The 9,452-nt window shown below is 60.0% G+C and carries 9 protein-coding genes; 5 read left to right on the plus strand and 4 right to left on the minus strand.

Annotated features, from left to right (window positions below; genetic code table 11):
* Positions 1-226 precede the first annotated feature (226 nt).
* Positions 227-1,900 carry a GMC family oxidoreductase gene (locus tag GSQ93_RS25200; protein WP_158938371.1) on the minus strand — a complete coding sequence of 558 codons (1,674 nt, stop codon included), beginning with the start codon at positions 1,898-1,900 and terminating at the stop codon, positions 227-229.
* Positions 1,901-2,028: 128 nt separating this feature from the next.
* On the opposite strand from GSQ93_RS25200, the gene GSQ93_RS25205 reads away from it, so the two are divergent.
* Both GSQ93_RS25205 and GSQ93_RS25210 read left to right on the plus strand, forming a co-directional pair.
* Complete coding sequence (locus tag GSQ93_RS25205) at positions 2,029-2,949, plus strand: LysR family transcriptional regulator (RefSeq protein ID WP_158938372.1); 921 nt, start codon at positions 2,029-2,031, stop codon at positions 2,947-2,949.
* 115 nt (positions 2,950-3,064) lie between these two features.
* Positions 3,065-3,583 carry a class IV adenylate cyclase gene (locus GSQ93_RS25210; protein ID WP_158938373.1) on the plus strand — a complete coding sequence of 173 codons (519 nt, stop codon included), beginning with the start codon at positions 3,065-3,067 and terminating at the stop codon, positions 3,581-3,583.
* Here GSQ93_RS25210 and GSQ93_RS25215 read toward each other — a convergent pair.
* Positions 3,580-4,077 carry an Lrp/AsnC family transcriptional regulator gene (locus tag GSQ93_RS25215; protein WP_158938374.1) on the minus strand — a complete coding sequence of 166 codons (498 nt, stop codon included), beginning with the start codon at positions 4,075-4,077 and terminating at the stop codon, positions 3,580-3,582. The genes GSQ93_RS25210 and GSQ93_RS25215 overlap by 4 nt on opposite strands.
* 117 nt (positions 4,078-4,194) lie before the next feature.
* Here GSQ93_RS25215 and GSQ93_RS25220 point away from each other — a divergent pair, with 117 nt between their 5' ends.
* The 3 genes from GSQ93_RS25220 (at position 4,195) to GSQ93_RS25230 (ending at position 7,306) form a co-directional block, all read left to right on the plus strand.
* Positions 4,195-4,482 (plus strand): 4a-hydroxytetrahydrobiopterin dehydratase, encoded by a 288-nt coding sequence (locus tag GSQ93_RS25220; RefSeq protein WP_158938375.1) that lies wholly within the window; start codon positions 4,195-4,197, stop codon positions 4,480-4,482.
* A 580-nt stretch (positions 4,483-5,062) separates the two neighbouring features.
* Entirely contained in the window at positions 5,063-5,752 is a 690-nt protein-coding gene (locus GSQ93_RS25225) for a response regulator transcription factor (protein ID WP_031364554.1), read from the plus strand.
* Between the two features lie 108 nt (positions 5,753-5,860).
* Positions 5,861-7,306 carry a sensor histidine kinase gene (locus GSQ93_RS25230; RefSeq protein ID WP_254074048.1) on the plus strand — a complete coding sequence of 482 codons (1,446 nt, stop codon included), beginning with the start codon at positions 5,861-5,863 and terminating at the stop codon, positions 7,304-7,306.
* A 63-nt stretch (positions 7,307-7,369) separates the two neighbouring features.
* On the opposite strand, the gene GSQ93_RS25235 is transcribed toward GSQ93_RS25230, so the two are convergent.
* Positions 7,370-7,825: an SET domain-containing protein gene (locus tag GSQ93_RS25235; protein ID WP_158938377.1), complete on the minus strand. Its 456-nt coding sequence runs from the start codon at positions 7,823-7,825 to the stop codon at positions 7,370-7,372.
* 299 nt (positions 7,826-8,124) lie between these two features.
* On the minus strand, positions 8,125-9,237 hold the full coding sequence (locus tag GSQ93_RS25240) for an NADH:flavin oxidoreductase/NADH oxidase (protein WP_158938378.1): 1,113 nt from the start codon (positions 9,235-9,237) through the stop codon (positions 8,125-8,127).
* Between the last annotated feature and the right edge of the window lie 215 nt (positions 9,238-9,452).

Raw genomic sequence — 9,452 nt, forward strand, 5'->3', positions numbered from 1 at the left:
GCTGTGGACACTTAGGGTAGCGTGGTTTGAAAGCGCTTTCTTTGCTTCGTTTCTTTGTCGCTTTGGACAAAGAAATGACGGGCGGCACGCACAGTGGCCAATAGTGATAAAGAGAATATCCGACTCTCGCAGACCACTGACACTGAAAGCACCACCCCGGCATAGACCCCGACCACTAAGGCCGAAAGCACCACCCCGCCATAGACCCCGCCCACAAACACCAAAATCACCCCCCCCCGTCCACCGGCGCGAGCGAAAACAAAAACCGTCGATCAGCCCGAATCATCTCGCTGGCCCGCTCAGCGATCATCAACGTCGGCGAATTCGTGTTGCCTGAGGTAATCGTCGGCATCACCGATGCATCGACAACGCGCAACCCGCTCACCCCAATCACGCGCAAACGCCCATCAACAACAGCAGCCGGATCGTTATCCGTCCCCATCCGACAGGTCCCTACCGGATGAAAAATAGTCGTCCCAACTTTCGTCGCCGCAACAGCAAGCTCCGCGTCCGTCTGGAACGCCGGCCCCGGCAAAATCTCCTCCGGCGAATACTTCGCCAACGCCGGTGCGCTCACAATCCGCCGCGTCAAACGCAACGCATTGACCGCAACCTCACGATCACGATCAGTCGACAAATAATTAGGCGCAATCAAAGGCGCATCCCGCGCATCCGGCGTCGCAATATGAACACTCCCCCGCGACGTGGGCCGCAACGGACACACCGAAGCCGTGAACGCATTGAATGAATGCAACGGCTCCCCAAACCGGTCAAGCGACAACGGCTGCACGTGATACTCCACATCCGGCCGCGTAATAGTCACGTCATCCGGATTGGACTTCGCGAACGCCCCCAACTGCGACGGCGCCATCGACATCGGCCCGCTTCGCATCAACATGTACTGCAAGCCAATCCAGGCCTTACCCCACCAATGCGCCGACAAAGTGTTCAACGTCCGCACGCCACGCACTTTGTAAGCCATCCTAAGCTGTAGATGATCCTGCAAATTCTCGCCCACACCCCGCAGGTCATGCACCACGTCGATACCCAGCCGCTGCAGCCGTGCCCCATTCCCAATGCCAGACAACTCCAGCAATTGCGGCGAATTCACCGCGCCCGCACTCAGAATCACTTCGCATCGCGACTTCGCCAGATAGTCCGTGTCGCCGCCACGATATTCCACGCCCACGCAACGCTTGCCCTCCATCACCAACCGCTGCGTATGAGCACCCGTGATGATGGTGAGATTGGGCCGCTTCATCGCCGGGCGCAAAAATGCCTTCGATGCATTCCACCGGATCCCGCTGCGCTGGTTGACATCGAAATAACCAACGCCCGTGTTGTCGCCACGATTAAAGTCGTCAGTAGCAGGAAGACCGCTCTCCTGAGCCGCCTGCGCGAACGTTTCCAGCACCTTCCACTTCAGCCGCTGTTTCTCGACACGCCATTCGCCCCCGGCGCCATGCCATTGATTCCCACCGCCATGGTGATCTTCACTGCGTTTGAACACCGGCAACACTGAGTCCCAGGACCAGTCGCGATCGCCGGTAATGCGCGCCCACTCGTCGTAATCCTCACGCTGGCCGCGCATGTAGATCATGCCGTTGATCGACGAGCAACCGCCGAGCACGCGGCCTCGCGGATACGAAAGCGATCGCCCGTCGAGTCCGGCTTCAGCCTGCGTCTTATAAAGCCAGTCCGTACGCGGATTGCCAATGCAATACAGATATCCGACCGGCACGTGAATCCAGTGGTAGTTGTCCCTGCCGCCAGCTTCCAGCAGCAGAACACTTACATCGGCATCTTCGGTCAGCCGATTCGCAAGCACGCACCCCGCCGTTCCCGCCCCCACGATGATGTAGTCAAATTCGCCCTCAAGCTTGCGCGCGTCCTGTTTCATCTGTGTCTCCCACCCAAGCCGCTTCAGGCGGCTTTCGCTCTATGCCAAATGCACACGCTACTGCGGACGCAGTGCAGCAATCCAATCAGATATCTTCAACAGCTTTATAAGCTGGGCTAATATCAGGCATGGACCTGACTCTTCTCCGCGCTTTTGTGACCGTCGCCCGCGAAGGCAATCTCACGCGCGCGGCCGTGTTGTTGCACGTGTCCCAGCCCGCCGTCAGCCTGCAAATCAAGAATCTGCAGGAGACGCTGCGCGTCGCGTTGTTTTCGCGGACATCGCACGGCCTGATCCTCACGCGCGACGGGGAAACCCTCCTGCCGCACGCGGAGCGAGCCCTGACGGCCGCGAGCGAGGTCCAGCGCGTGGCCGCCGCGCTTCGCCATGAGGTCAGCGGACGCCTGACCATCGGGACAATCCTCGATCCCGAATTCCTGCGTCTGGGCGGCTTCTTGCGGGCGCTCGTGGAGACGTATCCGCGCATTGAAACCGCGTTGCGGCATGGCATGTCAGGCTGGGTGCTCGAGCGCATCAAGGTGCGCGATCTCGATGTGGGGTTTTATATCGGCGATCCGGCAATCGATGAACCCCGCGATCCGGACCGCTTTCATGTCGTGCAGTTGAAGCCGTATCTGTATCGCGTGCTGGCGCCCACGGGCTGGAACGAGCGTGTGAACCGGCCGGAGCGTCTGGAAGGCGGAGCGAATGGCTGGGTGGCGCTTGCCCGGCTGCCCTGGATCTGGACGCCACCGGAATCGGCGCATAACCGCTTGCTCACGCGGATCTTCGACGCCCACGGGGTCCAGCCGGTCAAGGTAGCGGAAGTGGATCAGGAGCCGTCAATGCTCGATCTGGTCAAGTCGGGCGTGGGCCTGACGCTAGTGCGCGACTCCATCGCGCTGGCCGAAGCGCATGCGCATGCGCTGACGATCGTGGAAGGTGTCACGGTGCCTACGCAGCTTTCGTTCATCGTGCTGGCGGAGCGCCGCGAGGAGCCGAGCATCGCGGCGGCGTTACGTCTGATTGAAGATCAATGGGCGACCTAGTCGCCTGAACCACCGTTTTGAAAGTCGCGACCGGAAGCCGATGAATCTTCCGGTCATCAAATTTTGTTAGTCTGAGGGTCGCGCATCTGGCGCCCACGTAACCAGGAAATCCACCATGGCACGCAATATCGAAATCAAGGCTCGCGCGCATCAGTTCGACCAGCTTCTGGCGCGCGCAGCAGCGCTAGCCAGCGAACCGCCGATGATCTACCGCCAGCAGGATTTTTTCTACGATGTGCCAAACGGCCGCCTCAAACTGCGTCAATTCGACGACAACACGCCGGCGGAACTGATTTTCTATCAACGCGATGACCGCGACGGCCCGAAGGTGTCGTATTACTCGCGCAGCCCAGTGACTAATCCCGAAGCCACCCACGCGCTGCTCGCACAGGCGCTGAATACACGTGGGATAGTGAACAAGGAGCGCCATGTGTACAACGTCGGGCGCACGCGGATTCACCTGGACCGCGTGGACGGACTAGGCGATTTCATCGAACTGGAAGTACTGCTCGCCCAAGATGACGATGAAGCCGAGGGCGAGAAGGAAGCGGAGGAATTGTTTGCAAAGCTGGGGGTGTCGGCAAGCGACCTCGTTCCTGTCGCGTATGTCGACCTGCTGAGCGAACCGGCCTAACCCGTAGATTCCGGCGGATTTGGCGCGAGATGTCCCAGCGGTAGCGGTCCGTTGCGCTTGAATGTGGTCAGCACAATATTGGAGCGCACGCTGTCTACGCCGGGAACTCGCATCAGCTTTTTCATGACGAACGTGGACAGCGCGTTCAAATCCGGCGCGACGATTCGCAATAGGTAATCGGCGTCGCCAACTGTCGCATGGCATTCGAGCACTTCGGGCAGCGCTTCGATCTGCTGCTGGAACTGGTCGATAACGGTATCGCCGTGATGCTTGAGCTTAAGGCTCGTGAAAGCGGTCACGCCGAGACCGAGTTTTTCGGGGCGCAGCACAACCCGGTAACCATCGATCACGCCGGTCGCCTCCAGGCGTTGCAGGCGGCGACCGATCTGCGAGGGCGACAGCGGCACTTCCTCGCCAAGTTGTTGATGCGTCGCGCGGCCGAAGCGCTGAAGAACGTCGAGCAGCGCGAGATCGAAGTGATCAAGGTCGACCATGGGGATATCCTGCGTGAGAAGCCGAAAGACGCAAGCTTACCGCGTGACTCCCCGCTCCTCGATCGCATGCGTTGCCGCGCCGCACTGAATCCCATTGCTTGAGCAAGGAGAGCCGACATGATCAAGAAACTTTCAACTGATGAACTACCCAAACTTCTGGCGGAATTAAAGAACTGGCAACTCAGCGCGGACAGCAGCTCAATTCTCCGAAGTTTCAAGTTCGCCGATTTCAACGAAGCATTCGGTTTCATGACCCGCGTGGCAATAAAGGCGCAGGAAATTGATCACCATCCAGAATGGTCGAATGTGTACAACACAGTCGAAATTACGCTCTCGACGCATACGGCAAAAGGTCTGACGGAACGCGACATAACGCTCGCGAAGTTCATCGATTCCCTATCCTGAGCTTGAAATCCGCTTACCGACCCAATTACGCAACCTGACTACTGCGACAAATGCGTAACAGTCGTATTACAAACGATGACATTCAAAATCCGCAATAAGTGAGCTGCAAAAGGCTGCAAGAGACCAAAACTCGCTTATTCGAAAGCAGAAACAAAGGTGTTTGCAAGTCTGCGGCAATGAAATCTTTCAACGAGAAAGAAAACCCCTCAACCAGGCGTAAGCTTCGACAAAGCCTTAAGCGCTCTGACCACTCCAGTCCATCGGCGGCATAGACCGACACTGTACAATCAGCAGCGCATACGGTTTGGACAGTCCGTTTATCTCTTTCAACGACCGGTTTCGTCGCCATAGGGACCGAGCGGACGTGCTGGAAACTGGTCGCGGGTGGCGTCCGCGAAGCGGGGAATTCCGGCATGCCGAGCCGCAGGAGAACTGCTGCACAGCGACGCGCGGTGCAGCGTTTGGCGAAAAAAGATTGCTGATATGACTCGGACGGCGCCGCGGTAAAGAACGGTAGGCAATTCCGGCTGGCGGCCGCGACGCGCAATCGAGCCCAACCCATCGTATAAGAGCGACTTCCATGCGAATCCTTCTGATCGAAGACGACCGCCCCATCGCGCGCGGCATTCAAAGTAGCCTTGAACAAGCCGGCTTTACCGTCGATATGGTCCACGACGGCATTTTCGCGGAGCAAGCGCTCACGCAAAATCGCCATGAATTGGTGATTCTCGATCTCGGCTTGCCGGGTATCGACGGCATGACGCTGTTGTCGCGTTTCCGCCAGGGCAATCGTCATACGCCAGTGATTATCCTGACCGCGCGCGACGAACTGCATGACCGCGTCCAGGGCCTGAACAGCGGCGCCGACGACTACATGCTCAAACCGTTCGAACCCGCTGAACTCGAAGCGCGCATTCGCGCTGTCATGCGCCGCAGCGGCCCGCACGGCGATGTACCGCGTCCGGAAGTATCGTTGGGCGGCTTGCGCCTGTCGGGCGTCGATCGTCGCATTTTCAACGACGAAAAACCGCTTGAACTGTCGCCGCGGGAATTCGCCGTGCTCGAAATGCTGTTGCTGCGCCACGGCCGCGTGGTCAGCAAGGCGCAGTTGCAGGATCACCTGACGCACTTCGGCGGCGATCTCGGCGACACCGCCATTGAAGTCTACGTGCACCGGGTTCGCAAGAAACTCGAAAACTGCCGCGTAGAAATCGTGACGGTGCGAGGTTTCGGCTACTTGCTGCAGGAAATCCGGCAGACCGCGGCGTAAGCGGTTTGTCGATGGCATAACCAGCCTGACAAGCGGTAACCAAGCACCTTGCGATTCCCTCCCCGGCGCACGCCCGACGAACGTTTCGACCGCGCCGACTGGCTGCATCTGGCGCGCTCGGCAGCCCCGTCTGCACGCGTGCCGCCCAGCCTGCGGCGCTCGCTGTTGCGCCGCCTTGCCGCGCCGCTGTCGCTGCTCGCGTTAATGAGCGGATTGATGGCGTACTGGCTTGCGTGGCAATACACGCAGCATGTGGTCGACCGCTCGCTGGCCGATCTCGCCACGGCGATCTCCAAGCAAATCCAGCTAGCGGGTGTGGACGCACCGCTCACGGTGCCTCCGCTTGCCCGCGCGATGTTCTCGGATCCTGTCGAACAACTGATCTACCGGATCAGCGACGGCGACAGCGAGATCGCCGGCGAACCCGATCTGCCGCTGACCGGCACCAACGTGCGCCGGATTCACTACGCGTATGTCTTCGAGACGAACTACCAGGGCACGAGCGTGCGTGCGGCCCAGGTGCGCGTCGATCAGGCGCACGGCAATCCTATAGTCGTGGAAGTGGCGCAGCGTGTGGGCTCGCGGTATCGGATAGCGGTCGAATTCATGGTCGCGATCATGATGCCGCTGCTGCTCCTGCTGCTGGCGGGCTGGGTGATCGTATGGCGCGTGGTGAACCAGCAGCTCAACCCGCTGACCGATCTCGCCGATACCCTCAACCGGCAGACCCACACGTCGCTGGAACCGGTCGACGAATCGTTTGTTCCCATCGAAATTCGTCCTCTGACGAGCGCGATGAACGCCCTGCTCGACCGCCTGAAAACGGCGCTCGACGGCCAGCGCAAGTTTATTGCCGATGCCGCCCATCAGCTTCGTACGCCGCTCACTGCCGTGAAGCTGCACGCCGAGCAGGCAGCGAGCGCCAAGGACCCGGCGAAGGTGCTGGAGGCGGTCAAGGAGTTGCGGGCATCGGCGGATCGGGCTGTGCGGCTGTCGAATCAACTGCTCTCGCTCGCTCGCGCCGAGCCGGGCGAACAGGCCGCGCGTTTCACTGAATTCGATTACGCCAACCTCGCGTTTGAAACCGGCGCCGAATGGGTGCCGCGTGCGCTCGCCGTCGGTATCGACATGGGTTTCCAGCGTCTCGACGATCCCGATAACGAACATCCCCTGACCGTGCGCGGCAATCGCGTGCTGGTGCGCGAGGTGATCGGCAATCTTATAGATAACGCACTGAAATACGTTCCCACTTCACGGGCCGAAGGCGCACGCGTGACCGTGACGGTGACGCAGACCATCGATGAAACCGGCCAGCGGATGGGCGAAATCGTGGTGGAAGACAACGGTCCGGGCGTGCCGCTGGAACAGCAGCCGGATCTCTTCAAGCGCTTCTTTCGCGGCGATGGTCACGGCGTGGAAGGCGGCGCCGGACTGGGTCTCGCGATCGTCCACGACATCATGGTCCTGCATAACGGCAGCGTGCATTACGAAGACGCTCCGGCGCCCGAAGGGGGCGCCCGTTTCATCGTGCGGATGCCTTTGAAAGCGGCATAGAAAAACGCCACGGAGGCAACCTGCCGTGGCGTTTTTTCTGGCTGACACTTCTCTACGAAGACCCTACTTTTTCTTCTTCAATGCCAACATGGTGCCGCGGCACTTTTTGGCGCCGCAGCGGCACTCATATTCCTTCTTGAGCTTCTTCGTGATGCGACCGTCGATGACGAGACCGTAGTCGTAGTACAGCTCTTCATCTTCCTTGATCGCACGCAGCGCATGGATGAACACACGCCCTTCCTTCTCTTCGGCTTCGCAATTCGGCGCGCACGAATGGTTGATGTAGCGTGCGCTGTTGCCGTCGACCTTGCCGTCGATCACCTTGCCGTTTTCGAGCGCGAAATAGAACGTATGGTTCGGCTCGTCGGGGTTGTGCGGATGACGGCGCAACGCCTCTTTCCACGAAATGCGTTCGCCTTTGTACTCGATTATCCGTTCGCCTTTGGCGAGCGGTATCGCGGCGAACACGCCCTTGCCGTGTATGCCCGAACGGCGGACGGCGACCCTCCGTGAACTCATCGAATGAATCCTTTAAAACGAATCGGTTTGGCTTAGCAGACGCTTCAACTTCGCCTCGTCCCGGTTTCACGCGAACGGTGACGAACCGGAACGTGGATTAAAAAAACGCGGCGGCCTGAATGCGAGGCGCCGCCGCGTTGCTGTCCGTCTCATTGCATTGTTTGCTTCAGTTGCTTCGTGTGCTGCAATTCACTGTCCTTCGCCGCCCGCGTGCGGTTGAAACCATGCAGGCGAACAACGGCATCGTACACGCTAGGCGCGCACGAGTTCAACCGCTCCATAAATTCAAGCCGCGAGTTTCAACGCTGACCGAACGAGATATCGCCGAACAACGCTTTTTGTTCGCGCGGCTGCGAGCGCCAGTATTGCGGCGGCGCTTCGACGGTCGCACCCAGTTGCGCGGCCGCGTGCCACGGCCAGCGCGGATTGTAGAGCAGCGCACGCGCCAACGCGACGAGATCTGCCTCACCCGACTCAATAATTTCTTCGGCGTGCTGCGGGTCGGTGATAAGACCCACGCCCATGGTATTCACGCCTGTGGCTTCCTTGATGGCTTTTGCGAACGGCAGTTGATAACCCGGCGACAGCGGAATTTTTTGCAGCGGCGATACACCGCCCGATGACACATCGATCCAGTCGATCTTGTGTTTCTGCAACTCCTTCACGAACACGATGGTTTGCTCGAGATCCCAGCCGCCTTCCACCCAATCCGATGCCGACACACGCAGGCCCACGGGTTTATCGGCGGGAAAAGCCGCGCGCACGGCGTCGAAGACTTCCAGCGGAAAACGCATGCGGTTTTCGAGCGAGCCGCCGTATTCATCGGTGCGCTGGTTGGCAAGCGGCGAAAGAAACTGATGCAGCAGATAACCGTGGGCCGCGTGCACTTCAAGGGCGTCTACCCCCAGGCGCGCGGCGCGCTTCGCGGTCGCCACGAAGGCGTCGCGTATGCGGATCAGGCCGGCTGCGTCGAGGGCGAGCGGCGGCGTTTCGCCTTCCTTATGCGGAATCGCCGACGGCGCTGAGGGCATCCAGCCGCCGTCCGAAACGGCGATCAACTGACCGCCTTCCCAGGGAACCGCGCTCGACGCTTTCCTGCCGGCGTGGCTGATCTGCATCGTGATGGCGATGTGCGAATATTTTCGAATGGCGTCGATGACCGGTTTGAGCGCGGCTTCAGTCGCGTCGTCCCAGAGGCCGAGGTCGCCGGGCGTGATGCGGCCGTCGGGTTCGACCGAGGTTGCCTCGAGACACAGCATGCCGGCGCCCGAGAGCGCGAGATGTCCGAGGTGGATCATGTGCCAAGCGGTGGCTTCGCCGCGTTCGGCTGAGTATTGGCACATCGGTGAGACCACGATGCGGTTCGGAAGCGTCACGCCTCGCAGCGTGAAGGGCGAAAACAGAGCGCTCATGGGAGGGTTTCCGGAGGAAGGAACGGGGCGTTTTAGAATAGCACTTCGGGGGCGAGCCGTTCGCACTCGGGGTTTTGGTTCTGTTCCGGGGGTTTGCGGTCGGGGTGGTGCCGGGGTGGTGCTTTTGGTGTTCGTGGTCGGAGTTTATGCCGGGGTGCTACTTTCAGGGTTAGTGGTCTGCGTGAGTCGGATTTTCTCTTTATCACTGTTAGCCA

Source organism: Burkholderia sp. S171 (genome assembly GCF_009766085.1).
GTDB lineage: Bacteria > Pseudomonadota > Gammaproteobacteria > Burkholderiales > Burkholderiaceae > Caballeronia.

Bases quoted from the DNA above. Each gene is read 5' to 3' on its own strand.
- GSQ93_RS25240 (WP_158938378.1), bottom strand. From the start codon at position 9,237: ATGAGCGCTCTGTTTTCGCCCTTCACGCTGCGAGGCGTGACGCTTCCG.
- GSQ93_RS25215 (WP_158938374.1), bottom strand. From the start codon at position 4,077: ATGGTCGACCTTGATCACTTCGATCTCGCGCTGCTCGACGTTCTTCAG.
- GSQ93_RS25225 (WP_031364554.1), top strand. From the start codon at position 5,063: ATGCGAATCCTTCTGATCGAAGACGACCGCCCCATCGCGCGCGGCATT.
- GSQ93_RS25235 (WP_158938377.1), bottom strand. From the start codon at position 7,825: ATGAGTTCACGGAGGGTCGCCGTCCGCCGTTCGGGCATACACGGCAAG.
- GSQ93_RS25205 (WP_158938372.1), top strand. From the start codon at position 2,029: ATGGACCTGACTCTTCTCCGCGCTTTTGTGACCGTCGCCCGCGAAGGC.
- GSQ93_RS25200 (WP_158938371.1), bottom strand. From the start codon at position 1,900: ATGAAACAGGACGCGCGCAAGCTTGAGGGCGAATTTGACTACATCATC.
- GSQ93_RS25210 (WP_158938373.1), top strand. From the start codon at position 3,065: ATGGCACGCAATATCGAAATCAAGGCTCGCGCGCATCAGTTCGACCAG.
- GSQ93_RS25220 (WP_158938375.1), top strand. From the start codon at position 4,195: ATGATCAAGAAACTTTCAACTGATGAACTACCCAAACTTCTGGCGGAA.